Annotated in this window: 25 protein-coding genes; 8 read left to right on the top strand and 17 right to left on the bottom strand. The window is 69.2% G+C overall.

The window, feature by feature from the left end:
- Positions 1–972, top strand: a 972-nt coding sequence (locus ACYQ8K_RS10220; RefSeq protein ID WP_459968567.1) for an SLC13 family permease, incomplete at its 5' end; no start/stop codon positions are given.
- Here ACYQ8K_RS10220 and ACYQ8K_RS10215 read toward each other — a convergent pair.
- Positions 969–3,611, bottom strand: a complete 2,643-nt coding sequence (locus ACYQ8K_RS10215) for a helix-turn-helix transcriptional regulator (protein ID WP_459968565.1) — start codon at positions 3,609–3,611, stop codon at positions 969–971. The genes ACYQ8K_RS10220 and ACYQ8K_RS10215 overlap by 4 nt on opposite strands.
- A gap of 169 nt (positions 3,612–3,780) precedes the next feature.
- Between ACYQ8K_RS10215 and ACYQ8K_RS10210 the strand changes: the two genes are divergently transcribed.
- Positions 3,781–5,190 (top strand): FAD-dependent oxidoreductase, encoded by a 1,410-nt coding sequence (locus tag ACYQ8K_RS10210; RefSeq protein ID WP_459968563.1) that lies wholly within the window; start codon positions 3,781–3,783, stop codon positions 5,188–5,190.
- Here the strand turns inward: ACYQ8K_RS10210 and ACYQ8K_RS10205 are convergent.
- Genes ACYQ8K_RS10205 through carD form a run of 6 tightly spaced genes read right to left on the bottom strand, consistent with a single transcriptional unit; the run spans position 5,187 to position 10,277 of the window.
- The gene (locus ACYQ8K_RS10205; protein WP_459968573.1) at positions 5,187–6,140 is read right to left on the bottom strand and encodes a glycerophosphodiester phosphodiesterase; all 954 of its coding nucleotides are present in this window, start codon (positions 6,138–6,140) and stop codon (positions 5,187–5,189) included. The genes ACYQ8K_RS10210 and ACYQ8K_RS10205 overlap by 4 nt on opposite strands.
- A gap of 41 nt (positions 6,141–6,181) precedes the next feature.
- Complete coding sequence (gene rlmB / locus ACYQ8K_RS10200; protein WP_459968561.1) at positions 6,182–7,114, bottom strand: 23S rRNA (guanosine(2251)-2'-O)-methyltransferase RlmB; 933 nt, start codon at positions 7,112–7,114, stop codon at positions 6,182–6,184.
- Positions 7,115–8,533, bottom strand: a complete 1,419-nt coding sequence (gene cysS, locus ACYQ8K_RS10195) for a cysteine--tRNA ligase (protein ID WP_459968559.1) — start codon at positions 8,531–8,533, stop codon at positions 7,115–7,117.
- 49 nt (positions 8,534–8,582) lie between these two features.
- A complete protein-coding gene (ispF, locus tag ACYQ8K_RS10190) occupies positions 8,583–9,062 on the bottom strand; it encodes a 2-C-methyl-D-erythritol 2,4-cyclodiphosphate synthase (RefSeq protein ID WP_459968557.1) in 480 nt (159 codons plus the stop codon).
- Positions 9,059–9,772 carry a 2-C-methyl-D-erythritol 4-phosphate cytidylyltransferase gene (ispD, locus tag ACYQ8K_RS10185; RefSeq protein ID WP_459968555.1) on the bottom strand — a complete coding sequence of 238 codons (714 nt, stop codon included), beginning with the start codon at positions 9,770–9,772 and terminating at the stop codon, positions 9,059–9,061. The genes ispF and ispD overlap by 4 nt, the downstream gene beginning before the upstream one ends.
- A gap of 16 nt (positions 9,773–9,788) precedes the next feature.
- Complete coding sequence (gene carD / locus ACYQ8K_RS10180; protein WP_003419482.1) at positions 9,789–10,277, bottom strand: RNA polymerase-binding transcription factor CarD; 489 nt, start codon at positions 10,275–10,277, stop codon at positions 9,789–9,791.
- A gap of 289 nt (positions 10,278–10,566) precedes the next feature.
- On the opposite strand from carD, the gene ACYQ8K_RS10175 reads away from it, so the two are divergent.
- From ACYQ8K_RS10175 to disA, 3 genes are read left to right on the top strand one after another with little or no spacing between them, the layout of a single operon-like run.
- Positions 10,567–11,127 carry a hypothetical protein gene (locus ACYQ8K_RS10175; RefSeq protein WP_459968553.1) on the top strand — a complete coding sequence of 187 codons (561 nt, stop codon included), beginning with the start codon at positions 10,567–10,569 and terminating at the stop codon, positions 11,125–11,127.
- A gap of 49 nt (positions 11,128–11,176) precedes the next feature.
- Positions 11,177–12,592, top strand: coding sequence for a DNA repair protein RadA (radA, locus tag ACYQ8K_RS10170; RefSeq protein ID WP_459968551.1), 1,416 nt, complete (start codon positions 11,177–11,179; stop codon positions 12,590–12,592).
- Between the two features lie 27 nt (positions 12,593–12,619).
- Positions 12,620–13,693: a DNA integrity scanning diadenylate cyclase DisA gene (disA, locus tag ACYQ8K_RS10165; protein ID WP_459968549.1), complete on the top strand. Its 1,074-nt coding sequence runs from the start codon at positions 12,620–12,622 to the stop codon at positions 13,691–13,693.
- Between the two features lie 26 nt (positions 13,694–13,719).
- On the opposite strand, the gene ACYQ8K_RS10160 is transcribed toward disA, so the two are convergent.
- The gene (locus ACYQ8K_RS10160) at positions 13,720–14,529 is read right to left on the bottom strand and encodes a hypothetical protein (protein WP_110882041.1); all 810 of its coding nucleotides are present in this window, start codon (positions 14,527–14,529) and stop codon (positions 13,720–13,722) included.
- A 124-nt stretch (positions 14,530–14,653) separates the two neighbouring features.
- Positions 14,654–15,271: a carbonic anhydrase gene (locus ACYQ8K_RS10155; RefSeq protein ID WP_459968546.1), complete on the bottom strand. Its 618-nt coding sequence runs from the start codon at positions 15,269–15,271 to the stop codon at positions 14,654–14,656.
- On the opposite strand from ACYQ8K_RS10155, the gene ACYQ8K_RS10150 reads away from it, so the two are divergent.
- The gene (locus tag ACYQ8K_RS10150; protein WP_459968545.1) at positions 15,270–16,181 is read left to right on the top strand and encodes an HhH-GPD family protein; all 912 of its coding nucleotides are present in this window, start codon (positions 15,270–15,272) and stop codon (positions 16,179–16,181) included. The genes ACYQ8K_RS10155 and ACYQ8K_RS10150 overlap by 2 nt on opposite strands.
- A 4-nt stretch (positions 16,182–16,185) precedes the next feature.
- Here ACYQ8K_RS10150 and ACYQ8K_RS10145 read toward each other — a convergent pair whose 3' ends face one another.
- Positions 16,186–16,953, bottom strand: coding sequence for an alpha/beta fold hydrolase (locus tag ACYQ8K_RS10145; protein ID WP_459968544.1), 768 nt, complete (start codon positions 16,951–16,953; stop codon positions 16,186–16,188).
- A 63-nt stretch (positions 16,954–17,016) separates the two neighbouring features.
- Here ACYQ8K_RS10145 and mhuD point away from each other — a divergent pair, with 63 nt between their 5' ends.
- On the top strand, positions 17,017–17,337 hold the full coding sequence (gene mhuD, locus ACYQ8K_RS10140) for a mycobilin-forming heme oxygenase MhuD (protein ID WP_406813845.1): 321 nt from the start codon (positions 17,017–17,019) through the stop codon (positions 17,335–17,337).
- Positions 17,312–18,676 carry a serine hydrolase gene (locus ACYQ8K_RS10135; protein ID WP_459968541.1) on the top strand — a complete coding sequence of 455 codons (1,365 nt, stop codon included), beginning with the start codon at positions 17,312–17,314 and terminating at the stop codon, positions 18,674–18,676. Before mhuD ends, ACYQ8K_RS10135 begins: the two co-directional genes overlap by 26 nt.
- Before the next feature lie 3 nt (positions 18,677–18,679).
- On the opposite strand, the gene ACYQ8K_RS10130 is transcribed toward ACYQ8K_RS10135, so the two are convergent.
- The 7 genes from ACYQ8K_RS10130 to ACYQ8K_RS10100 form a co-directional block, all read right to left on the bottom strand.
- Positions 18,680–19,228, bottom strand: coding sequence for a histidine phosphatase family protein (locus ACYQ8K_RS10130; protein WP_459968539.1), 549 nt, complete (start codon positions 19,226–19,228; stop codon positions 18,680–18,682).
- A complete protein-coding gene (locus tag ACYQ8K_RS10125) occupies positions 19,225–20,016 on the bottom strand; it encodes a CbtA family protein (protein ID WP_459968537.1) in 792 nt (263 codons plus the stop codon). The genes ACYQ8K_RS10130 and ACYQ8K_RS10125 overlap by 4 nt, the downstream gene beginning before the upstream one ends.
- A 9-nt stretch (positions 20,017–20,025) precedes the next feature.
- Positions 20,026–20,241, bottom strand: coding sequence for a CbtB domain-containing protein (locus tag ACYQ8K_RS10120; protein ID WP_459968535.1), 216 nt, complete (start codon positions 20,239–20,241; stop codon positions 20,026–20,028).
- A 213-nt stretch (positions 20,242–20,454) separates the two neighbouring features.
- Positions 20,455–23,001 carry an ATP-dependent protease ATP-binding subunit ClpC gene (gene clpC1 / locus ACYQ8K_RS10115; RefSeq protein WP_459968533.1) on the bottom strand — a complete coding sequence of 849 codons (2,547 nt, stop codon included), beginning with the start codon at positions 22,999–23,001 and terminating at the stop codon, positions 20,455–20,457.
- A gap of 325 nt (positions 23,002–23,326) precedes the next feature.
- Positions 23,327–23,665: a histone-like nucleoid-structuring protein Lsr2 gene (lsr2, locus tag ACYQ8K_RS10110; RefSeq protein ID WP_007772320.1), complete on the bottom strand. Its 339-nt coding sequence runs from the start codon at positions 23,663–23,665 to the stop codon at positions 23,327–23,329.
- Positions 23,666–23,794: 129 nt separating this feature from the next.
- Positions 23,795–25,291, bottom strand: coding sequence for a lysine--tRNA ligase (lysS, locus tag ACYQ8K_RS10105; RefSeq protein WP_459968531.1), 1,497 nt, complete (start codon positions 25,289–25,291; stop codon positions 23,795–23,797).
- A gap of 79 nt (positions 25,292–25,370) precedes the next feature.
- Positions 25,371–26,186 carry a type III pantothenate kinase gene (locus ACYQ8K_RS10100; protein ID WP_459968529.1) on the bottom strand — a complete coding sequence of 272 codons (816 nt, stop codon included), beginning with the start codon at positions 26,184–26,186 and terminating at the stop codon, positions 25,371–25,373.

The following is a 26,186-nucleotide window of genomic DNA, read 5'->3' as shown; positions in this document are numbered from 1 at the left end:
GGATCGGGCGGCCTGTTGCGGCGGGTGTTCGTCATCGCCTCGGTGATCACCGCGGTGCTGAGCCTGGACGCCGCCGTGGTGTTGCTGACCCCGGTGGTGCTGGCCGCCGTGCGGCGACAGAGGACCCGGGTGCGGCCGTACGCCTACGCCACCGCGCACCTGGCCAACGGCGCGTCGCTGCTGCTGCCGGTGTCGAACCTGACCAACCTGCTGGCCTTCCACACCGCCAACATCTCGTTCACCAGGTTCACCTTGGCGATGGCCGCCCCGTGGGTGGGCGCGGTGGCCGTCCTCTACCTGATCTTCCGGTGGTTCTTCGCCGGGGACCTGCGGGTGCGGCCGGACCCGGAAGAGCTGGGCGCGCCGCCGCGACCGCCGGTGTTCGTGTTGGTGGTGGTCGCGCTGACGCTGGCCGGGTTCGCGGTCGCACAATCGGTGGGGATCGCGCCGGCCTGGGTGGCGCTGTGCGGCGCCGTCGTCCTGGCGGTGCGCAGCCTGCGCCACGGGCACACCTCGGTAGCCGACATCGCGCGCTCGGTGAATGTGTCTTTTCTGGTGTTCGTGCTGGCGCTGGGTGTCGTGGTGCAGGCCGTCACGCTCAACGGGATGGACCGGGCGATGTCGGCGGTGCTGCCGTCGGGTTCGGGCCTGCCGGCGTTGCTCGCCATCGCCGCCATAGCCGCCGTGCTGGCCAACGTGGTCAACAACCTGCCCGCCACCCTGGTGCTGTTGCCGCTGGTGGCGCCAAGCGGCCCGGTGGCGGTGTTGGCCGTGCTGATCGGGGTGAACATCGGCCCCAACCTGACCTACGTCGGTTCGCTGTCGAACCTGTTGTGGCGGCGCGTGTTACGCCAGCACGACGTGGACGCCGGTGTCGGCGAGTACACCCGGCTCGGCGTGTGCACGGTGCCCGCCTCGCTGGCGGTGGCGGTGCTCGCGCTGTGGGCCTCGGCGCGGCTGCTGGGACTCTAGGGCGCGTTCGAGCCGCAGGGGCCCGATCGGATGATCGACGCCAGCTCCTCGCGCGACTGTGCGCCCACGCGCTGGCAGGCCCGGTACACGTGGCCCTCCACTGTGCGCACCGACATCACCAGCTTCTCGGCGATCTCGCGATTGGACAGGCCGGCCACCACGAGTTCGACGACGGCGCGCTGGCGCCCGGACAACTTCAGGCCCGTCGGGGTGTGCAGCGCCGGCGTGTGCAGGCCGCCGCACTCGTCGGCCAGTTCCCTGGCCAACGCCGCCGCGTACATTGCGCGGCGGTGGTGTTGGTGTTCGTCCAACACCACCGAGGCCTGTGCCGCAGCATCGGCGGCCGCGACCCGATCACCGATGCGCCGGTACGCCGCCGAGGCCGCCAGCAGGCCCTCACCATCGCGGGCCGACAGTGCCTGCGCGTGCGATGCGACGGCGTCGGCCAGCGGCAGCGACAACGCGTCGGCCAGCTCCCGCGCCCGCACCGCGTGCGCGGCGTCGCCCCATTGCGCGGCCGCCTGGATGCAGGCCAGCTCGTGGGTGGGCTGGCGACGGTCGCGGGCCAGTCGCGCCGCCTCCGCCGCGCAAGCCACGGCCTCGACCAGCCGGCCGCTCGCCGCCATCGCCCATCCCTCGGCCAGCGACAGGGCGGTGTGCATGAACAGAAAGTCGGCCGGCACGCAGGACCGCGCCACGGCGACCGCATCGTTCGCATCGCCGGCCTGTCCGAGCTTGGCGTGCGCCTCGGCCAGCGCGAAATAGCTCGCCGGCCGCAAACCGGTTGTCACATAGTGTGTTTGCACCCCGGCCACCGCCTCGTGCACCAGCCGGGTCGCCTCGGCGACGGCGCCGCGAGCCAGCTCCGCGGTGCCGGACAGTAGGGCCAGGTTCGCATACGCAAGGCCGGGAATGTCACGGGACGATTCGGCCAGTTGTTTTGCGGTGCTGAGATATTCATCGATGCGACCGGTCAGCCGGCAGGCCCGGCCGTAGACTGCGCCGAACCAGAACCGCATATGCGATGCCTGAAACGACGTCGTCGCGCGCCGCAGCGTCTGCTCCGCCACGCCGGTGAGCTCATCGACCTGACCCAGCGCCCCCATCGCCATGATCAACGCGAGCGAGGCCATCATCGTGTGGAAACCGGGCAGGTCGGGGAAACCCAACGCGGACCGGGCATTTGCGGCCGCCGTTTCGCACCGCGCGGCCACGGCGTCCAGGCATGCCTGCACCGCCAACCGCTCCGCGCGCTGCGCGGGCGTCTCGGAGTCGAGCGCACCAAGCCCGCCGAGGATCTCGGCCGCGCCGTTGGGGTCGAAGAGATTCCACATCAGGTTGGCCGCCCGCACGGTCGCCCAGTGCCGGCCGTCGGGCAGGTCGCTGTCGGCCATCGCGCGCAGCGCCGATTCGGCCGGCTCGCCGCGTCCCTGCAGCGCCAGGTTCATGGCCCGCACCCCCGCCGCCCCGGGCGCCCCGGCTTCCGTTGCGGCGGTGGCGAACCGGTCGGCCAGATCCAGATCCAGCAGGGTCATCGCATGCCGTGCCGATTCCAGGTACAGCGCGGGGTCGGGATCGAGGTCTGACTCGAGGCGCAGCAGCGCGCGGCGCACCGTCGCCTGCATGTCGGCGTCGCCGTCATCGCCCAGCCGCGCCGCCAGCCTGCCGCGAATCTCCGACAGATACAGCTCACCGGCGCTCGCGCGGCGCAGCTCACCGAACAGCGGGTGGGCCAGCCTGGCCGTCAACCCGGCGCCGGTGCGTTCGACGCTCACCAGGCCCATCCGCTCGGCCGCGGCGAGGTCGCTGCGCCGCGCCAGATCGCAGAGCACCTCGACGGCCAGCGGCTCACACTGCGACAACGTGTCGATCACCATCGCCACTCCCGGGCTGAGCCGCCCCATCTGACGGCCCACCGTGTCGGACAGGCTCGCCGAGACCGCGACGTCGCCGTCCCACATCCACACCCCGGCCGTCTTGCGCATCCGCCCGGCGGCCACCTGATCCGCCAGCAGCTGCCGCAGGAACAGCGCGTTGCCGCCGGTCAGCTTCTGAAACCGCGCCGCGCTGCGCGCGTCGACCGGTCCGTCCAGCTTGCTCTCGATGACCTCGCGTGTCGTCGCCGCCGAAAATGGTTTGAGGTCAAGCCTTTCCAGTAGCCCGTCTTTCCACAGCGCCGTCACCGCGTCGGGTTCGTCGAGGCCGATGCGTACGGTGACCACCAGCCGGACCCCGCCCGACTGCGCCAATTGGTGGACGACCATCGCGGACAATCCGTCCAACAGGTGCGCGTCGTCGACCCCGATCAGCATGCGGCGTTGACGCTGTTGCGCGACAAACGAATTGATCACCCGTCGCACGTCGGTCAACGGATCCGACTGCGCCGCATTCAAGGCCTCGGTCATCGTCCCGATGAACGCGCCCAACGGCAGCGCCTGCGCCGAGTCAGTGCCCACGATCCACCTGGTCCGCTCCCCCGACGCCTCGGCCCGCCGCAGCACTTCGTGGGCGAGCCAGGTCTTGCCCACCCCGGGGGCTCCGGCGATCACCACGCCGGAGTGGTTGCCGCCCGCACTCAGGGCACGGCGGATGATTCCCAATTCGCTGGCGCGCCCCGCCAGCGCCTCGGCGCCGATCATTGGGCGACTATAACGGGGCGCGAGCACCACACGGGCCGCTTTTCCGGCGTTCGCTGGCATCGCGAGTAGCCGCCCCGGGGCAATGGCGTAGCCGACTACGCTGTCGGCCGCCGTTTTCGGCCATGAGCATGGCCTTTGTCGGGTACGCGCTCAGCACAGGCGGTGGGCTATGGCAACGATCGGCAATCACGCGGTGGTATTGGGAGCGAGCATGGCCGGCCTGGTGGCCGCGCGATCGCTCAGCGAGTTCTTCGGGACGGTCACGGTGGTGGAGCGCGATCCGCTGCCCGACATCCCTCCCGAAACGGCCTGCGCCCGCCGCGGCGTGCCGCAGGGTCGCCACCTGCACGGCCTGCTGCCTCGCGGCGCGCTGGTGCTCGAGCAATTGTTCCCCGGTGTCCTCGATGCGATGGTCTTCGACGGCGCGCATCACCTGGATGGCCGTGATCTCTCGCGGCTGTACTACTGCCTGGGCGACCACCTGATGGTGCGCTCGGGGAGCGCCCCTTCGTTCGCCGCCTACCTGGCCACCCGGCCGTTCCTCGAGGAGCATGTCCGAGCGCGGCTGCGCCGGATCCCCACGGTCACGCTGCTCGACGACCACGACATCGTGGACGTGACCACGACTTCAGACCGCCGGCGGGTGACCGGCGCCCGGGTGGTCAATCGCCGCACCCGCGACGACGTCACGCTGAGCGCGGACCTGGTGCTCGATGCGACCGGGCGCGCCGCGCGCACCCCGGCGTGGCTGACCGCCCTGGGCTACCAGCGCCCGGCCGAGGTTCATGTGCCGGTGCAGCTGACCTACGTGAGCCAGCGCCTGCGCATGGCGCCGGACGCGCTGCACGAATTCGGTTTCATCGTCGGAGCGGCGCCCGGCCGTCCGCGCGGGCTGGGCATGCTGCGCTCGGAGAACGACACCTGGATGTTCACCGTCTACGGCATCGCAGGCCACGGACCGCGGCCGGATTTGGCGTCGATGTGCGAGTTCGTCGAGGACTGCGCGCCGGCCCATCTGCTGGCCGCGGTCCGATCCGCCGAACCCATCGGGGAGACGACCCGGCACGGTCAGCCGTCCAGCCAGTGGCGCCGCTACGACACGTTGCAACGCTTCCCGGAAGGCCTGCTGGTGATGGGCGACGCGATCTGCAGCTTCAACCCGATCTACGGCCAGGGCATGACGGTCGCCGCGCTGGAGGCGGTGGCGCTGCGCGACTGCCTGGCTGAGGGCACAGAGGATTTGGCGCGGCGTTTCTTCCGGGCCGCCGCGGTGCCGATCCGCCAGGCGTGGGAGCTGTCGGCCAACCCGGACCTGTGCCTGCCCGAGATCGAGGGCACGCCGCCGCTGCTCACCCGGTTGCTCAACGGATACGTCGACCGCATCCTCACCGCGGCCGAATACGACCCCGTCGCGGTCGACCGGTTCGTCAAGGTCACCGCGCTCGTCGATCCCGCGTCGCGGCTGCTGCGCCCGGGCATGATGTGGCGGGCCGCGTGCGCGAACCTGCGCCGGCCGCGCCGCGGTGACGAGCAGCCGGCCCTCGACAACGGCGACCTGGCCGGCAGCGTCGCGCGCTAGCCTCGCCGGTAGGCCGGCGGCAACGGCATCGCCAGTTCGGCGAGCACGCCGCGCAGCAGCGTCGGATAGTCGGTGATGATGCCGTCGACCCCGTATCCGATCTGCTGACGCATGGCGGCGGTGTCATTGACCGTCCACGGAATCACCTTGAGCCCCAAGGCATGCGCGCGGTCGACGTACGACTGGCCGGTGACCAGCCGGTAATCCGGTGAGACGCTGCCGGCGCCCACCATCCGCGCGCCGATCAGCGGATCGCCGATGAGCGTTGGGTTTTCGCCGGCCAGCCAGGGCGAGTCCGGCGCCCAGGTGTGTCCGTCGTACAGGGCCACCAACGGAATTGCCGGGTCGGCGCGCCGCACCAGCGGCAGGGTGCGCCAATCGAAGCTCTGGATCTCCACCCGGTCGACCTTGCCCGCGGATTCGACCGCGGCCAGGATCACGTCGACGAACTGCTGCGGCTCGGCCGACGTCCCGGGCCGGTCTGCCTCCACCTTGGTTTCGATGTTGTAGCGGATCCCGTCGGCGCGGTAGGAGTCGGCGAGCGCGAAGACCTGCGGGAGCGTCGCGATCTTGTTGTCCCGCACCACCTCGGCTCGGGGATACTCATCGAGGCGCCGGCCGCAGTCCAGGGTGTCGACCTGCGCCAGGGTGAGTTCGTGCACGAGCTTGCCGACGTACGGGTACTGCGGGTCACCGGCGAACGCGGGCGCGGTGTCGGCGCACTTCTCGGCCTGGATGGTCGGGTCATGCCACACCAGCGGTTGCCCGTCCTTGGTCAGGACGACGTCGAGTTCTAATGTGCTGACGCCTAATTCGAGCGCCTTCGCGAACCCGCGCAGGGACTCCTCGGTGGTCTCGCCCCGGCCCCCGCGGTGGGCCTGCAGGTCGAAGTCGGTCGCTTCGGCCCGGGCAACGCCGACCGGCCACAGCGCGAGGGCCAGCAACACCACCAGCACGGCACCACGGCGCGCGGGGCGGCCGGGCACCGGGGTCAACTCCTGCGCTGGCGCGTGATTTCGGCGAGTACCACCCCGGCAGCCACCGACGCGTTCAGCGACTCGGTGTCTCCGGCCATCGGGATGGACACGACTTCGTCGCAGTTCTGCCGCACCAAGCGCGACAGCCCCTTGCCCTCCGAACCCACGACGACCACCAGCGGATCGGTTCCGTCGATGTCGTCGAGCGTGGTGTCACCGCCGGCGTCCAGACCGACCATCCGCAGGCCGCGCGCGGCCCAATCCGTCAGTGTCCGATTGAGATTCGTGGCGCGTGCCACCGGGATGCGGGCCGCGGCACCGGCGCTGGTGCGCCAGGCGACCGCGGTCACCGAGGCCGAGCGTCGCTGCGGGATCAGCACCCCGTGGCCGCCGAATGCCGCCACCGAGCGGACGATGGCGCCCAGGTTGCGCGGGTCGGAGATGTTGTCGAGCGCGACCAGCAGCGCCGGCGGCGAGGCGAGCGCGGCGGCAACCAGATCGTCGGGGTGGGCGTAATCGTAGGGCGGCACCTGCAACGCGATCCCCTGATGCAGGTGGTTGCTGGTCATCCGGTCCAGATCGGTACGGGGCACCTCCAGGATGGAGATGCCCAAATCGGCTGCGCGGGTGACGGATTCGGTGAGTCGTTCGTCGGCCTCGGTGCCAAGCGCCACGTAGAGCGCGGTGGCCGGCACCCCCGCCCGCAGGCATTCGAGCACCGGGTTGCGGCCCAGCACCGTCTCGGCTTCGTCGGTTCGGCCCCGCGCCGGCCGACGGCTCTGGGCCTTGGCGCGCTTGGCGGCCGGGTGGTTCGGACGCATGTGCGCGGGCGGAGTGGGGCCACGGCCTTCCAGGCCGCGGCGGCGCTGGCCCCCCGAACCTACGGTCGGGCCCTTCTTGGTGCCCTCTTTGCGGATCGCCCCACGGCGACGCGAGTTGCCGGCCATCTAGTTGTCGCGCTTATCGTCACCGGCCTGCAGCGACCACTGCGGCCCGTCGGCGGTATCGGTGACCTCGATGCCGGCGTACTTGAGCCGGTCGCGGATCTCGTCGGCGAGCGCCCAGTTGCGTTCCTCGCGCGCCTTCTGCCGGTTCTCCAGCTCCGCCTGGACCAGCACGTCGACGGCGGCCAGCGCCGCGGACGTTTCGTCGCGGGTCTCCCAGCGTTCGTCCAGCGGGTCGCAGCCCAGGATGCCCATCATCGCGCGGATCGAGCCGGCATGTCGCAGCGCGCCCTCGTGATCGCCGGAGTCCAGCGCCCGGTTGCCTTCGGCGCGCGCCTGGTGCACCTCGGCCAGCGCGGCCGGCACCGCCAGGTCGTCGTTGAGCGCCTCGGCGAACTTCTGCGTCCACTGCCCGGGCTCGACGCCCCCGACCCGCACCCGCACCCGGTGCAGGAATTCCTCAACGCCCACATAGGCTTTCACCGCGTCCTGCAGGGCCACCTCGGAGAACTCCAGCATTGACCGGTAGTGGGCGCTGCCCAGGTAGTAGCGCAGCTCGGCGGCGCGCACCCGCTGCAGCAACGCCGGGATGGCCAACACGTTGCCCAGCGACTTGCTCATCTTCTCGCCGCCCATCGTCACCCAGCCGTTGTGCAGCCAGTAGCGGGCGAAACCGTCGCCGGCGGCGCGGCTCTGGGCGATCTCGTTCTCATGGTGCGGGAACACCAAATCCATTCCGCCACAATGGATATCGAATTCCGGCCCCAGATACGTGCGGGCCATCGCTGAGCATTCCAGGTGCCAGCCCGGGCGCCCGCGGCCCCACGGGGTGGGCCAGGACGGCTCGCCGGGCTTGGCGGCCTTCCACAGCGTGAAGTCACGCTGATCGCGTTTGCAGGTGGCCACCCCTTCGCCCTGGTGGACGTCGTCGATCTTGTGGCCGGACAGCTGCCCGTACTCCGGGTAGCTGAGCACGTTGAAGTAGACGTCGCCGCCGGCGGCATAGGCGTGATCGGTTTCGATCAGCCGTCCCATTAATTCGACCATCTGGGTGATGTGCCCGGTGGCTCGCGGCTCGGCGGACGGCGGCAGCACGTCCAGGGCGTCGTAGGCGGCGCTGAAGGCGCGCTCGTAGGTGGCCGCCCATTCCCACCACGGCCTGCCCGCCGCGGCGGCCTTGTTGAGGATCTTGTCGTCGATGTCGGTGACGTTGCGGATGAACGCGACGTCGCAGCCGCGCGCGATCAGCCACCTGCGCAGGATGTCGAAGGCCACGCCGCTGCGGACATGGCCGATGTGCGGCAGGCCCTGGACGGTGGCGCCGCAGAGGTAGATGGAGACGTGACCCTCGCGCAGCGGGACGAAATCACGCACGGCACCGGCCGCCGTGTCGTGTAGCCGCAAGCGGGCGTGATCGGTCACGACGTGCCAGCTTACCGGGTAGTTCCCCGGCGCCCGGCGCTGCGCGGGCTTACCCGATGGGGACCACCAGCGCGGTGGCGATGGCGGCGAGGCCCTCACCGCGTCCGGTCAGCCCCAACCCGTCGGTCGTCGTCGCCGACACGGAGACCGGCGCGCCGAGCAATTCCGACAGCACCCACTGCGCCTCATCGCGACGCGGACCGACTTTCGGCCGGTTCCCGATGACCTGCACGGCGGCGTTGCCGACCCGGAAGCCTTGCCGCGACACCAGTTCCGCGACATGGCGCAGCATGTCGGGGCCGCTGACGCCCTTCCAGCGCGGATCGTCGACCCCGAATACCGCGCCCACATCGCCCAGCCCGGCCGCCGAGAGCACCGCGTCGCACAGCGCGTGCACCCCCACGTCGCCGTCGGAGTGGCCCGCGCAGCCGTCGGCGTCGGCGAAGAGCAGACCCAGCAGCCGGCACGGCCGCCCGGGTTCGATCGGGTGCACGTCGACGCCCAGGCCCACCCGCGGCAACGCGGTCATCGGCGCACCACGGTCTCGGCCAGCAACAGATCGAGCCGGGTGGTGATCTTGAACGCCAGCGGATCGCCGTCGACCACCTGCACCTGGCCGCCGACATGCTCGACCAGCGACGCGTCGTCGGTGAAACCGGCGCCGCCACCGGCGTGACAGGCCGCGTAGGCGCGCAGCAGCAGGCCGGTGGCGAAGCCCTGCGGGGTCTGCACGGCGCGCAGCCCGGCGCGCTCCGGTGTCCCCAGGACCACCCCGTTGGCGTCCACGGCCTTGATGGTGTCATGCAGCCGCAGCGCGGGCACCACGGCAACGTGGCCGGCCCGCAGCGCCTCCACCACGCGGATGATCAGCGCCGGGGGCGTCAGCGCCCGCGCGGCGTCGTGCACCAGCACGAACTCGGGCGCCGCCGCCGGCAGGGCAGCCAGGGCGAGTTTGACGGATTCGGTGCGGTCGGGGCCGCCGGCGACGACGGTGGCCTGCCCGGCGCCGGCCTGGTCAGCCAGCACCCGCTCGGCCTCGTCGATGCGGTCGGCAGGAACCGCCGCCACGACGTGATCGACGGCCCCGGAATCCAGCAAACCGGCGACCGCTCGCTGCAGCAGCGTGCGGCCGTCGACCAAACAGAATGCCTTGGGGATTCCCGCAGCCAGCCGTTCGCCCGACCCTGCGGCGGGGACGACTGCGACTACTTTGCCTGAGGTGCCCGTCTCCGGGGCCACCGAAGTGTCAGGACCTTCAGGAAGCGGCGGCCAGAACCTCGTCGAGGATGGTCTCCGCCTTGGCGTCGTCGGTGCTCTCGGCCAACGCCAATTCACCGACCAGAATCTGACGGGCCTTGGCCAGCATCCGCTTCTCGCCGGCCGACAGACCACGCTCCTGATCGCGACGCCACAGGTCGCGGACTACCTCGGCGACCTTGTTGACATCGCCGGAAGCAAGCTTTTCGAGATTGGCCTTGTAGCGGCGCGACCAGTTCGTCGGCTCCTCGGTGTGCGGCGCGCGCAGCACCTGGAAAACCTTGTCCAAACCTTCTTGTCCGACGACGTCGCGGACACCGACGTACTCAGCGTTCTCGGCGGGAACTCGAACTGTCAGGTCTCCCTGCGCCACCTTCAAGACGAGATATTCTTTTTGTTCCCCTTTGATCGTCCGGGTTTCGATCGCCTCGACTAACGCAGCACCGTGATGCGGGTAAACAACGGTGTCGCCGACCTTGAAGATCATCTGATTCGAGCCCCTTTCGTTACTTCATCCTAACACGGCCGCCTAGCTACGCGCGAAGCAACGATGCAGGTCAGGGGCACAACACGCGCAGATTAGGGGTTGACATGGGGATCAAGTCGTGCAGTGCAGCACATTACCAACGCCCCGAAACCCGCCCGGCGGTGGCCTATCCGAGGCCCATTCGGGCGCTCCTGCGCTGGTCTGGCGCCCCGCGCTATCGCGCGCGGGACGTTCCTACTACTGTGCATAGTTGCATCAGTCGGACCGGCTCAGCAGGAGGCCTGAGAGAGTGAACCGCTTCAAGATCCGCCTCGGCCGTCCCACGCTCGCAGTCGCCGGGGTGATGGCCGTTCTGGCCACCCTGCTGAGCGGTTGCGGAGCCGGCCAGGTGTCGCAGATGGCGGTCCAGGAGCCCGCCATCAACGGCAACAAGGTCACGTTCAACAACGTGGCGCTGCGCGACATCAGGATCCAGGCCAACCAAACCGGCGACTACCTCCAGCCGGGCCGGACCGTGGACCTGGTGCTGGTGGCCGTGAACCAGTCGCCGAACACCGCCGACCGGCTGGTCGGCATCACCACCGACATCGGCACAGTGACGGTCAGCGGCGACGCCCGGCTGCCCGCCGGCGGTTCGCTGTTCATCGGTACGCCGGAAGGCCAGAAGGTGGCTCCCGGACCGGTCGGTTCCAACACCGCGGCGGCCAGGGCGACCGTCAATCTGGCAAAGCCGATCTCCAACGGCCTCACCTATAACTTCACCTTCAACTTCGAGAAGGCCGGGCAGGCCACCGTCGCCGTGCCGATTTCGGCCGGTTTGACGCCGCCGCAGCAAAACCAGGCGGGGTAACCGCCTGTCGTGACGCGGGCTTGTCGTAGCGGCTCGATACCGTCATGGCGTGGCAACTGCGCGCTCCCAATACCGGTGTTCGGAATGCCGGCACATCACCGCGAAATGGGTCGGCCGCTGCATGGAATGCGGCACCTGGGGCACCGTTGACGAGGTCCCGGTGCTCAGCGCGGTCGCAGGCCGTCGCAGCGGCCTGGCCACGGCGTCGCCGGCCGTGCCCATCACGTCCATCGAGCCCAACGCCAGCCAGCACCGCACGACGGGGGTAGGCGAACTCGACCGCGTGCTCGGCGGCGGCGTGGTGCCCGGCTCGGTCACGCTGCTGGCCGGTGATCCGGGGGTGGGCAAGTCGACGCTGCTGCTCGAGGTCGCGCATCGGTGGGCGCAATCCGGCCGCCGTGCGCTGTACATCTCCGGTGAGGAGTCCGCGGGTCAGATCCGGCTGCGCGCCGACCGCATCGGCTGTGGCAGCGACGAGCTCTATCTGGCCGCCGAATCCGACCTGCATACCGTGCTGGAGCACATCGCCACGGTCAAGCCCGCGCTGGTGATCGTGGACTCGGTGCAGACCATGTCCACCACCGAGGCCGACGGCGTGGCCGGCGGCGTCACGCAGGTGCGCGCGGTGACGTCGGCGCTGACCGCCGCGGCCAAAACCAATGCGGTCGCGCTGATCCTGGTCGGGCACGTCACCAAGGACGGCGCCATCGCCGGGCCGCGTTCCCTCGAGCATCTGGTGGACGTGGTGCTGCACTTCGAAGGCGACCGCAACGGCTCACTGCGCATGGTCCGTGGGATCAAGAACCGGTTCGGGGCCGCCGACGAGGTCGGGTGTTTCCTGTTGCACGACAACGGGATCGAGGGTGTCGCCGACCCGTCGAACCTGTTCCTGGATCAGCGTCCGGCCCCGGTGCCCGGCACCGCGATCACGGTGACGCTCGACGGCAAACGGCCGCTGATCGGCGAGGTGCAGGCGCTGCTGGCCATGCCGGCGGGCGGCTCGCCACGGCGCGCCGTCAGCGGCATCGACCATTCCCGGGCCGCGATGATCACCGCGGTGCTGGAAAAGCACGCCAAGCTGCCCGTCGGCGCCAACGACATCTACCTGTCCACGGTCGGCGGCATGCGGCTGACCGACCCGTCGTCGGACCTGGCGGTCGCGGTTGCGCTCGCGTCGGCACTGGCCGGCCTGCCGCTGCCCACCACGGCGGTGATGATCGGCGAGGTGGGGCTGGCCGGGGACCTGCGGCGGGTCAGCGGCATGGAGCGGCGCCTGTCCGAAGCCGCGCGCCAGGGGTTTTCCATCGCGCTCATCCCGGACGGGGACGATCCCCGGCGCGAGATCGTGCCGAACGGGATGCGGGCGCTGCGCGCACCCACCATCGTGGCGGCGCTGGAGCACATGATCGACATCGCCGACCACCGCGGCGGCGCTCCCGCAAACCCGCCGTGGCTGGACGCGTGACGCGTCGGGCCGGAAGAATGACACGCTGTGACCCGTCCGACGCTGCGTGAAACTGTCGCCCGCCTGGCTCCGGGCACCGGGCTGCGCGACGGCCTGGAACGCATCCTGCGTGGCCGCACCGGCGCGCTGATCGTGCTCGGCAACGACGAGGCCGTCGAGGCCATCTGCGACGGCGGCTTCGCTCTGGACGTGCGCTACGCGCCGACCCGGCTGCGCGAGCTGGCGAAGATGGACGGCGCCGTCGTGCTGTCCACCGATGGCAGCCGCATCGTGCGGGCCAACGTGCAGCTGGTTCCGGACCCGTCGATCGCCACCGACGAGTCGGGCACCCGGCATCGCTCCGCGGAGCGCGCCGCGATCCAGACCGGCTACCCGGTGATCTCGGTGAGCCATTCGATGAACATCGTGACCGTCTACGTGGGCGGCGAGCGCCACGTGGTCGCCGACTCGGCGACCATCCTGTCGCGGGCGAACCAGGCCATCGCCACCCTGGAGCGGTACAAGATCCGGCTCGACGAGGTCAGTCGGCAGCTCTCGCGCGCGGAGATCGAGGACTTCGTGACGCTGCGCGACGTCATGACGGTGGTGCAGCGGCTGGAGCTGGTCCGCCGGATCGGCCAGGTGATCGACAACGACGTCGTCGAACTCGGCACCGACGGGCGCCAGCTGCGGCTACAGCTCGACGAGCTGCTGGGCGGCAACGACAACGCCCGCGAGCTGATCGTGCGTGACTATCACGCCAGCCCGGAGCCGTTGTCCGAGGTGCAGATGGCGGCCACGCTGGACGAGCTGGACGCGCTCTCGGATACCGAGCTGCTCGACTTCACCATCTTGGCAAAGGTTTTCGGGTATCCGACCACCGCCGAGGCGCAGGATTCGGCGGTCAGCCCGCGCGGCTACCGGGCGCTGGCCGGCATTCCGCGGCTGCAGTTCGCCCACGCCGACCTGCTGGTCCGCTCGTTCGGGACGCTGCAGAACGTGCTGGCGGCCAGCGCCAGCGACCTGCAATCGGTCGACGGCATCGGCGCGATGTGGGCCCGCCACGTGCGGGAGGGACTGTCGCAGCTGGCGGAGTCGACGATCACCGACTCATTGAGCTAGGTGTGCGCTGACGCGCGTTCAGAGCCTCAGCCGGCCGGCTGCGGGGGGACGGGCGGCGCCTCCGGCTGGGGCACGGCGCCCGGCTGACCCGGCCCGGGCACCGGTCCCGGGGGCGGCGGCGGCTGGTTCATGATGAACGGAACCGGCATCGAGCGCAGATTGCCCAGCTGCACGACGAGGTTGTAGGTGCCCGGCCCGATCGCCGGACGCGGCAGCGGGCAGTGCGGCGCCGAGCCCATGCCGGTCCAGGTCACCGCGGTGGTGACCTGCTCGCCGGGCGTGAAGGTTTTGATCAGCGTCTCGTTGGACGGGGCGCAGTCCAGGTTCGACCACAACCGCTTGTTGTCCAGCGAGTAGACGTAGGCCGCCAGCACCGCGGCGCCGACGTCGCGCTTGCAGGCCACCAGGCCGATGTTGGTGACGACCATGGTGAACTTCGGCTGGTCACCGATGAAGTACTGGGGCGCGTTGGTCAGGCCCTTGACCGCCAGCGTCGAATCGGGGCAGTCGTCGCCCTCCTTCAGCACCGGCGGCGGCTGGACCGCGGCGGTGGGTGTGGGGGTCTCGGGATTCTGTCCCTGCGCCGGCGGTACCGCCGGAGCGGGGCCCTCGGGTCCCGGCGGCGGGGGCGCTTGCGGCGCAGGCGATCCCGGCTTGTTCTGAGCGGCGCTGGCTTTGTCGGCATTGGCGGGCTTGGCTCCCGCGTTATGCCCCATGAAGGCGATGACGATGGCGGCCACGATCCCGATCACGACGACCGCGATACCAATGGCCAGGCCTCTGCGCCGCCAATAGATCTCGGTGGGGAGCGGGCCACGCGGTTCCAGATCGAGCACGTTCGCAGCGTAGGCCCAGGTCACATCGATTCGGCTGACCCGCCCCGGCGTGTCGCCAGGTTTGCTGGGCAACCTGCGTGTAGTGACGGTGCGGAAGTCCGCGCCGCGGGTGCGCGACCCGGTGCTATTCGCCTATGTCGCCCGCGTGGTCGCACAACTCCGCCCGCCCGTCCGCGAGGTGGTAGGTGACCCCCGCGACCCCGACGGTGCCGGCGGCCACCCGCTCGGCGATGATCGCCGACCGCGACGTCAGCTGCGCGACGGTTTCGCAGACGTGTCGCTTCTCGAACTCGTCCACGCGGCTCAGCCCCTCGCGCCGGCCCATCAGGACCGATGGGGCCACGCGTTCCACCACATCGCGCACGAAACCGCCCGGTATCGCGCCCTCATCGATCGCGGCCAGTGCCGCCTTGACGGCGCCGCAGCTGTCGTGACCCAGCACGACGATCAGCGGCACATCGAGGACCGCCACGGCGAACTCGATGGAGCCCAACACCGCCGAGTCGATGGCCTGCCCGGCAGTGCGCACCACAAACATGTCACCCAGGCCCTGATCGAAGATGAGCTCGGCGGCCACTCGGCTGTCGGAGCAGCCGAAGACGACCGCGGTGGGGCTCTGGCCCGCGGCCAGGCTGGCCCGATGCTCAACACTTTGGCTGGGATGCTGTGGCTTACCGGCGACGAATCGCTCGTTACCCTCTTTGAGTGACTTCCACGCGGTTACCGGACTGGTGTTAGGCATGGCTGACATCATGCCGCATTCGCCGGTTGCGGGCCCAGGGTTCATATCAGTCACCAATCTTGTTCACTGGTACGAAACTTCGAGCCGCGATCTGCCCTGGCGCGAGCCCGGGGTGAGCGCGTGGCAGATCCTGGTCAGCGAATTCATGCTGCAGCAGACGCCGGTATCGCGGGTGCTGCCGATCTGGACGGATTGGGTGCGGCGCTGGCCCACCCCGTCGGCCACGGCCGCGGCCAGCGCCGCGGACGTGCTGCGCGCCTGGGGCAAGCTCGGCTATCCGCGCCGGGCCAAGCGGTTGCACGAGTGCGCCGTCGTGATCGCGCGCGACCACGGCGACGTTGTGCCCGACGACGTCGAGACCCTGCTGACGCTGCCCGGGGTCGGCAGCTACACCGCCCGCGCGATCGCCTGCTTCGCCTACGGCCGGTCGGTGCCGGTGGTGGACACGAATGTGCGCCGGGTGGTGGCGCGCGTGGTGCACGGCCTGGCCGACGCGGGCGCGCCGTCGGCGACCCGCGACCACGCCGACGTGGCGGCGCTGCTACCGGCCGACGGAGCGGCACCGAAGTTCTCCGTCGCGCTGATGGAACTGGGCGCGACGGTCTGCACGGCGCGCGCGCCGCGCTGCGGGTTGTGCCCGCTGGACCGGTGCGCGTGGCGCGACGCCGGCCATCCGCCGGCGCAGGGCCCGCCCCGCCGGGCCCAGACCTACGCCGGAACCGACCGTCAGGTCCGCGGGCGGCTGATGGATGTGTTGCGCGCCAACGACTCTCCGGTATCCCGCGCCGAGCTGGATGTGGCCTGGCTGACCGATACCGCACAGCGCGACCGCGCGCTGTATTCGCTGCTGGCCGACGGCTTGGTGACGCAGACGCGCGACGGCCGGTTCGCGCTGGCCGGCGAGGAGTAGCGCGTCAGGCCGGGCGCGGAGCCCGCAGAAACGACTCGACCGCCTCGCGGTACAGCCGGGGCGCCTCGTCGTGAATCAGGTGACCGGCGTCCGGTGCCCGCAAATACGTTGCCGCGGAACCTATTTCGGCCATCTCCCGCATCTGTCCCGGCGGGGTCACCGAATTGCCGGCCTCGATGAGCAGCGCGGGGGCGCGCACCGCGCGCCACTGCGTCCAGTAATCCCGGGTGCCCCACTCGGCGGCGATCTCGATCCAGCGCGCGGTGTGGCCGTGCAGCCGCCAACCGGTCTCGGTGCGGTCGAAGGCCTCCAGGAAATACTGGCCGGCGACCGGCCCGAATTCGGCGAAAACCTGTTCGGCGGAATCGAAGTCGACCGGAAGGGCATGCAGCCACGGCTCCCAGGGGCCGGTGGTGCGGCCGCGGAAGTCTGGCGCCATGTCCTCGAGCACCAGCGCGGACACCAGCTCGGGGCGCTCGGCCGCCAAACACCACGAGTGCAGGGCACCCATCGAATGCCCGACCAGCCGGGCCGGCGCCGCCAGTGAGCCCACCGCGTCGGCCAGATCGGCGACGAACCGTTCGGTGCTGATCGGGTGCGGATCGTCGACGTCGCGACCCCGGTGCCACGGGGCGTCGTAGGTGTGCACGGTGCCCAGCCGGGTCAGCCAGGGCAGCTGCCGCGGCCAGGTGGTCCCCCGCCCCATCAGGCCGTGCACCAGCACCAGCGGCTCACCGTCTCCCCCGTGGCAAGTCAGCAGTTGGCTGGGCATAGCACCATCTTGCGTGCACCGCCCTCGGCCCGAGCACGGGGAGGGGCGGGGTAGCCTAGCGGCATGTCGCCAGTGGTGAAGATCAACGCAATCGAAGTACCCGCCGACGCCGGCCCGGAGCTGGAGAAGCGGTTCGCCCACCGGGCGCACGCCGTCGACAACCAGCCCGGCTTCCTCGGCTTTCAGCTGCTCCGCCCGATCAAGGGCGAGAACCGCTACTTCGTGGTGACCCAGTGGGAGTCCGAAGAGGCGTTCCAGGCGTGGGCACAGGGACCCGCGATCGAGGCACACTCCGGTGAGCGGGCGAAGCCGGTGGCGACCGGGGCGTCGCTGCTGGAATTCGAGGTTGTGATGGACGTTGCCGGCAACAAGCAGGGTGGCTAGCGGGCTGTCGGCCTGGCGCCGCGCATTGACGCTGAGCGCGGCCGCCGCTCTGGTGGTGACATCGGCGCCCGGGTGCGCCCCCAACCCCTCCCCGCAGGCGAACGCGGCGAATCCGGGGCGGCAGATCGACACCCGGACCCCGCCCGGCATCCGGGCGCAGCAGACGTTGGACATGCTCAACTCGGACTGGCCCATCGGCCCGGTCGGGGTTCGCACCCTGGCCGCGCCCGACAAGGTCGAGTCGGTGGAAACCACCATGGAGGCGCTGTGGTGGGACCGTCCGTTCGCGCTCAACGGCGTCGACCTCGGCGCGAGCGTGGCGACCCTGCACCTGACCTCGTCCTACGGTGCCCGGCAAGACATCCGGATTCACACCGACGACGGCGGCTCGGTGGATCGATTCGATCTCGAAACGCAGGCGCCGACGATCAACTCGTGGCACGACATCGACGCGGTGCTGAGCAAGACGGGTGCGCGCTACTCCTATCAGGTCGCCAAGGTCGACGACGGGCATTGCGACCCGGTGGCGGGCACCAACACGCACGAATCTTTGCCGCTGGCATCCATTTTCAAGCTGTACGTGTTGCATGCGCTGGCGGGCGCGATCAAGGACGGGACGGTGTCCTGGGATGACCAGCTGACCGTCACCGACAAGAGCCGGGCCGTCGGCTCGTCGGGGCTGGCTTTGCCCACCGGAGCCCACGTTTCGGTCCGCACCGCCGCTGAGAAGATGATCGCCACGAGTGACAACATGGCGACCGACCTGCTGATCGGAAAGATGGGCACCCACGCCATCTCCGAAGCGCTGGCCACCGCGGGTCATCACGACCCGGCCAGCATGACCCCGTTCCCCACCATGTACGAGTTGTTCTCGGTCGGCTGGGGCCGGCCCGACCTGCGCGACCAATGGGAACACGGGTCGCCGCAAGTTCGCGGGCAGCTGCTGGAACAGGCGAATTCGACGCCCTATGACCCGGATCCGATGCGGGCCCATTCGCCGGCGTCCTCTTACGGCGCGGAGTGGTACGGCAACGCCGAGGACATCTGCCGGGTCCACGCCGCGCTGCAGGCCGACGCGGTCGGCAAGGCCGCACCGGTTCGCGACATCCTCTCCGCGGTCGCGGGCATCCAGCTTGATCGCAACGTGTGGCCGTATATCGGCGCGAAAGCCGGTGGCCTGCCCGGTGATCTGACGTTCAGCTGGTATGCCGTCGACAAGACGCGGCAGCCGTGGGTGGTCAGCTTTCAGCTGAACTGGCCGCGCGATCACGGCCCCACGGTGACCGGCTGGATGCTCAAGGTCGCCAAGCAGGCCTTCGCGCTGATCGCCCCGCGCTGAGGCTCACAACCGCAGCGTCCAACGGCCGCCCCGCAGGTGCAGGTCGACGCGGGTCACCGGCGAGACGTCGATCCGCCAAAACGACGCCGGGTCGATGCCCAGCGCCGCCACGATCGCCGCGCGGATCACCGCCGGGTGCGTCACCGCCACCGTGCGTAATGGGTTGGCGGCCAACGATTCCAGCCACCGCGAAGCCCGCGAGATCAGCTCGGCGATCGATTCACCGCCGTGTGGCGCGGCGGCCGGCTGACCCAGCCACGCCTCGAGTTCCCCCGGCGGCACGGCCGCAAGCGCCCGGCCGCGCCACCGTCCGCAGTCGAGGTCGGCCAGCAGCGGCTCGCTTTCGGCTTGCAGGCCAAGCAATCTCGCGGTCTGCCGGGTGCGCCGCTCGGGTCCGCAAAGCCGGCGCGGGGCGGCACCGGCGACGCCGTCCATCGCCTCGGCCTGGCGGCGGCCGATCGCGTTCAGCGGCTCGTCGGCGGGAAAACGCCGATCCGCCATGGCATCCGTCATGCCATGTGAGAGCAGGGTCAGCCGGGCGACCTCGGTCACGCCGCGATGCTCGACGCCTGCCCGCCCGGCACCCGCACCGACAGCAGCCGACCGCTGACCGTCGCGAACACCAGGCCGATGCCCGCCCACAGCACCAGCTGGGTGGCCAGCGACAGCAACCTGAACTCGTAGAGGACGTCGGCGGGAAAGCCCGGATAGATGATCGTCCCCGCGGCGTCGCGCAGCGGTTCGGGCGTCTCGTCCACGCCCGGCAGTAGCACCGCCACCCCGACGATCACGACCAGATACGCGCCCGCCGCGAGCAGCCTCGCGTTCCACGCGCCGAACCGGCCGGCGAGGCGCCGCGCCAGCCAGACCGCGCCGATGGCCAGCACCACCGACACCAGCACCATCACCAGGTACCAGCCGGTGCGCGCCCCGATGGTGTCGGCCTGTCCGACCGCCGGCGGGTTCGGCGGATACTTCACGAACGGCACCAGGTACACCGCCCCGAAGGCCCCGGCCGCCAACCGCAGCGAAAGAGCTTGCGGGTGAGCGGTTTTCGTCCGCGCATAGACGACGCTGAACAGCACGGCGAACAGGGCGCCCATCGCGAGGCCGAAGATCAGCACACCGAAACCCAGCCCGGGTCCGGACTGCACGCCGCGGGTGAACAACTCGGCGCCATGCTCGTGTACGCCGTGCGCATTCTCGGCGTCGGTGCGGCCGTCTTCAAAAGCGATTGCGCGGCCGATAACGGGCTCGGCGCACAGGCGGGCGAAAACGAATGCCAGCACCGCGCCGACAGCACCCGCCAGAACACCGCCCCCGATCAGGCGTTTCTCCACGAGAGCCGGTCAGTGGCAGGGGAAGCCGAGGAGGTGCCGTGCGTCGTGCACGAACTCGTGCACGTGCGAGTCGCTGCCGAACAGCGAGACCGCGCCCTGGTCGACACCGACGAAGTACAGCGCCAGCAACGCGAGGAAGGCGGTCGCGGCGAACCAGAGCGCGGTGCGTGCCGCGGACAGGTCAACGGATCGGGTGCGGCCGCCGGTTAGCTGCGGGTGGGACACAATCGACTCCTTCTGGGGATAACGCGTCCCCGCTGGGTATGACGAGTCTCGGGTCTGACTTTGGACAGTGGCGCGACCGTTCTGGACTTTCACCAGATTCCGTGACACGTCGATGACAACGGTCAGTGTAGGGGGCAGCGAAAACGGGCGGTAGTCCGAGATCGACTGGTCCTTAGGTGTCGACCCGCTTCGCTGCCCGTTTCCGCTGGTTCGCTACTGCGCGTCCGGCCCCGGGTCGGCGGCGCTGTGCGCTCCGGCTTTCGCCAGGTCCGGCTCGGCCGGCGGCTTGCGGGTTCCGGTGAAGGTGAACTTCGCGTCCTCGCCGGCGCTTTCGCCGTCCCAGTTGTCGACGTCGACCGTGACGACCTGGCCCGGACCGACCTCCTCGAAGAGGATCTTCTCGGAGAGCTGGTCCTCGATCTCGCGCTGGATGGTGCGCCGCAGCGGACGGGCGCCCAGCACCGGGTCGAAACCACGCTTGGCCAGCAACGCCTTGGCCTTGTCGGTCAACTCGAGGGCCATGTCCTTGCTCTTGAGCTGGGTCGCCACGCGGTTGATCATCAGGTCGACCATCCGGATGATCTCGTCCTTGGTCAGCTGGTGGAAGACGATGATGTCGTCGATGCGGTTGAGGAACTCCGGGCGGAAGTGCTTCTTCAGCTCGTCGTTGACCTTCTGCTTCATCCGCTCGTAGTTGTTCTCACCGCCGCCCTGGGTGAAGCCCAGGCCGACCGGCTTGGAGATGTCGGACGTGCCGAGGTTCGAGGTGAAGATCAGCACGGTGTTCTTGAAGTCGACCGTGCGGCCCTGACCGTCGGTGAGCCGGCCGTCCTCGAGGACCTGCAACAGGCTGTTGTAGATCTCCTGGTGGGCCTTCTCGATCTCGTCGAACAGCACCACCGAGAACGGCTTGCGCCGCACCTTCTCGGTGAGCTGGCCGCCCTCTTCGTAGCCGACGTATCCCGGCGGGGCACCGAACAACCGCGACGCGGTGAACCGGTCGTGGAACTCACCCATGTCGATCTGGATGAGCGCGTCGTCGTCGCCGAACAGGAAGTTGGCCAGCGCCTTGGACAGCTCGGTCTTACCGACACCGGACGGGCCGGCGAAGATGAACGAACCCGACGGGCGCTTGGGGTCTTTCAGCCCGGCCCGGGTGCGGCGGATCGCCTTGGAGACGGCCTTGACGGCGTCCTCCTGGCCGATGATCCGCTTGTGCAGCTCATCCTCCATGCGCAGCAGCCGGGTGGTCTCGGCCTCGGTCAGCTTGAACACCGGGATGCCGGTCCAGTTGCCCAGCACCTCGGCGATCTGCTCGTCATCGACCTCGGCAACCACATCGAGATCGCCTGAGCGCCATTGCTTTTCGCGCTCGGCGCGCTGGCCCACGAGCTGCTTCTCGCGGTCGCGCAGGCTGGCCGCCTTCTCGAAGTCCTGGGCGTCGATCGCCGATTCCTTCTCCCGGCGCGCCTCGGCGATCTTCTCGTCGAACTCGCGCAGGTCTGGCGGCGCGGTCATCCGCCGGATGCGCATCCGGGCGCCCGCCTCGTCGATCAGGTCGATCGCCTTGTCGGGCAGGAACCGGTCGTTGATGTAGCGGTCGGCCAGGGTGGCCGCGGCCACCATCGCGCCGTCGGTGATCGACACCCGGTGGTGCGCCTCGTAGCGATCGCGCAGACCCTTGAGGATCTCGATGGTGTGCTCCACGGTCGGCTCGCCGACCTGCACCGGCTGGAAGCGGCGCTCCAGCGCGGCGTCCTTCTCGATGTACTTGCGGTACTCGTCGAGCGTGGTGGCGCCGATGGTCTGCAGCTCGCCGCGGGCCAGCTTGGGCTTCAGGATGCTCGCGGCATCGATCGCGCCCTCGGCCGCGCCGGCTCCGACCAGGGTGTGCAGCTCGTCGATGAACAGGATGATGTCGCCGCGGGTGTTGATCTCCTTGAGCACCTTCTTCAGGCGCTCCTCGAAGTCACCGCGGTAGCGGCTGCCCGCCACCAGCGAACCCAGGTCCAGCGTGTAGAGCTGCTTGTCCTTCAGCGTCTCGGGAACCTGGCCGTGCACGATCGCCTGCGCCAGGCCCTCGACCACGGCGGTCTTGCCGACACCGGGCTCGCCGATCAGCACCGGGTTGTTCTTGGTGCGCCGGCTCAGCACCTGCATCACCCGCTCGATTTCCTTCTCGCGGCCGATGACCGGGTCGAGCTTGCCTTCCATCGCGGCCGCCGTCAGGTTGCGACCGAACTGGTCGAGGACCAGCGAGGTGGACGGGCTGCCGGATTCGCCGCCGCGGCCACCGGTGCCGGCCTCCGCGGCCTCCTTGCCCTGGTAGCCGCTCAGCAGTTGGATCACCTGCTGGCGCACCCGGGTCAGTTCGGCGCCCAGCTTCACCAGCACCTGCGCGGCCACGCCCTCACCCTCACGGATCAGGCCCAGCAAAATGTGCTCGGTGCCGATGTAGTTGTGGCCCAGCTGCAGCGCCTCGCGCAGGCTCAGCTCGAGAACCTTCTTGGCGCGCGGCGTGAACGGAATGTGTCCCGACGGGGCCTGCTGGCCCTGGCCGATGATCTCCTCGACCTGGCTGCGAACGCCCTCGAGCGAGATGCCCAGCGACTCCAGCGACTTCGCCGCGACGCCTTCACCCTCGTGAATCAAACCCAGCAGGATGTGCTCGGTGCCGATGTAGTTGTGGTTGAGCATCCGGGCCTCTTCTTGCGCCAGGACGACGACCCGCCGTGCTCGGTCGGTAAATCTTTCAAACATCGGGTTACCTGCTCTCCCTCACATCGGTACAAACCTGTTGGCGGCCCAGTGCCGGTCCCCTGTGGCCGGAATCGCGTACCTGTCTCCACTGTAATGGTCGGCTTGCCAGCGGGCCTAACCTTGCCGTGCGTTCTTCGCTACGGACCCGTTCGGTCTATCCGGGGCCAATCTCACCTGCGACTGCCAGCGGCGTTGCGCGCCGTAACTGAAGAAACGTCGCGGACTTCCATTTCGTTTCCCCGAGCCGCCCGACGATTGTTTCGCGTCCAGCGAAACGACAAACCGGCGCCCAGGCTATTAAGCCCGGGCGCCGGTTTGAGGACTGCTAGGTGGCCGCGTGGAAAGCGTCGATCACGTCGGCCGGGATGCGGCCCCGGGTCGACACATTGTGCCCGTTGCGGCGGGCCCATTCGCGGATGGCCGCGCTCTGCTCACGGTCGATCGCGCCACGGCCGCGGCCCGTGCCGGAACGCCCACGGCGACGGCCGCCGACGCGGCGACCGGCCTCCACCCATTGCTTGAGATCCCCTCGCAGTTTCGCCGCATTCTTGGACGAAAGATCAATCTCGTAGGTCACCCCGTCAAGCCCGAATTCCACCGTTTCGTCGGCCGCGCCGGCACCGTCGAAATCATCGACCAAGGTGACGGTCACTTTTTTTGCCATTGGCTTACCCTCGCATTTCGTCCTGAGCGGTTACTGAGCAGATTGGATCGGACCTCCCCCGTCACCAATCTGCCATAACAGCGAAGCATACTCAATCTGTACGGAAGCCGCACAGTTGAAATCTTTCAACTACGAGTGCGGCCGAACAATCGGGAACAAAACTGTCTCTCGAATTGACAGACCGGTCAATGTCATCAACAGCCTGTCGATACCCATTCCCGTTCCGGTGCATGGCGGCATCGCATACTCGAGTGCGGCAAGGAAATCCTCGTCGAGCACCATGGCTTCGTCGTCACCGGCGGCGGCGGCACGCGCTTGTGCGGCGAACCTCTCTCGCTGCACCACCGGATCATTCAATTCGGAGTACCCGGTGGCGAGTTCGACGCCACGCACATACAGGTCCCACTTCTCGGTGACGCCAGCGATGCTGCGGTGCTGACGCGTCAAAGGCGTTGTCTCGACCGGGAAATCCCTTACGAACACCGGCGCGACGAGCGCGTTGCCCACCGTGTGCTCCCACAGTTCCTCGACGATTTTTCCGTGTCCATAGCCCCGGTCGGCGGGAATCTCGACGCCGAGCCGATCGGCGATTGCGAGCAGTTGTTCGACAGACGTCTCGGGCGTGATCTCCTCACCGAGTGCCGACGACAGCGACGGGTACATTTGTATCGACGCCCATTCCCCGTCTATGTCGTAGACACTGCCATCGGGCAGCGGTAGTTGTCGGGTTCCGATCGCCTCGTCGGCCACCTCTTGAATAAGCTCGCGCGTCACTACTGCCGAATCGTCATACGTTCCGTACGCCTGGTAGGTCTCCAGCATGGAAAATTCCGGAGAATGGGTGGAATCCGCACCTTCGTTTCGGAACACGCGATTTAGTTCGAAAACCCGGTCGAATCCGCCGACGACGCATCGCTTGAGGAACAGTTCCGGTGCGATCCTCAAGTAGAGATCGATGTCTAGTGCATTGGAATGTGTGATGAACGGCCGCGCGGCCGCGCCACCGGCCAGCGTCTGCAACATTGGGGTTTCGACTTCGAGAAACCCGCGCCGTTCCAATGCGTTGCGGATGGCGCGGATGACGGCGATCCGCTGCCGCGCCACGGTGCGCGCCTGCGGGCGTACGATCAGATCGACGTAGCGCTGCCGCACCCGCGCCTCTTCGCTCATGTCCTTGTGCGCGACGGGCAGCGGCCGCAACGACTTGGAGGCCATCTGCCAGGAGTCGGCCAGCACGGACAATTCGCCGCGCCGCGAGCTGATCACATTGCCATGCACGTAGACGATGTCACCGAGGTCGACGTCGGCCTTCCACGCGTCGAGGGATTGCTGGCCGACCTTGTCGAGGCTGATCATCACCTGCAGGCTGGTGCCGTCGCCCTCCTGGAGCGTGGCGAAGCAGAGTTTGCCGGAGTTGCGGGCAAAGATCACCCGGCCGGCGACGCCGACGACGTCGTCGGTCGCGGTGTCGACCGGCAAGTCGGGATGGGCGGCCCGGACCTGGGCCAGCGTACGGGTGCGTTCGACGGCGACCGGGTAGGGGTCGTGCCCCTCGGCGAGCAGCCGAGCGCGCTTATCGCGGCGAATTCGGTACTGCTCGGGAATATCCAGATCGTCGGCACTCACGACGTGCCAGCTTAAAGGACTGGCCTTTGCGGCCGCGCCGACGGCTTTGGCCTGTGCGCGGCGGCGCGCAGCCGGTCGGTCAGCGCGCCGTCTTCAGCCGGCCGCGCTGGGCGTCGCGGTTGCGTTCGAAGATCAGCCGCAGACCGTGCAGGGTCAGGTGCTGGTCGTAATGGCTGACGGTCTGCAGCTCGGGCAGCAGCAACGGCGCGGTGTGGCCGGTGGCGATGATCGCGACGTCGTCGCCGGCAAACCCCTCCACGTCCTCGCGGATGCGCCCGACCAAACCGTCGACCAGCCCGGCGAAACCGAATACCGCGCCCGCCTGCATGCACTCGACGGTGTTTTTGCCGACCACAGAACGCGGGCGGGTCAGCTCCACCCGGCGCAGCGCGGCCGAGCGGGCCGCGGCGGCGTCGGAGGACACCTGCAATCCGGGTGCGATCGCACCGCCGAGGAACTCACCCTTGGCCGACACGACGTCCACGCAGATCGAGGATCCGAAGTCGATGACGATGGCGGGGCTGTTGAACCGATGGAAGGCCGCCAGGCAGTTGACGATTCGGTCGGCGCCCACTTCCTTCGGGTTGTCGACGAGCAGCGGGATGCCGGTGCGCACCCCGGGCTCGATCAACACGTGCGGCACCGAGGGCCAGTACTGGTCGAGCATCAGCCGCACCTCGTGCAACACCGAGGGGACGGTGGACAGCGCCGCGGCGCCAGTGAGCCGCTCGGAGTCGTCGCCGATCAGACCGTCGATGGTCAGCGCCAATTCGTCGGCGGTGATCTCCGCTTCGGTGCGAATCCGCCACTGCTGCACGACGTTTGCGTGCTCCTTGGAGCCCGATATCAGCCCGACAACGGTGTGGGTGTTACGGACGTCGATCGCGAGCAGCAC

Source organism: Mycobacterium sp. MUNTM1 (genome assembly GCF_054660795.1).
This window is presented reverse-complemented; position numbering and strand designations above follow the sequence as displayed.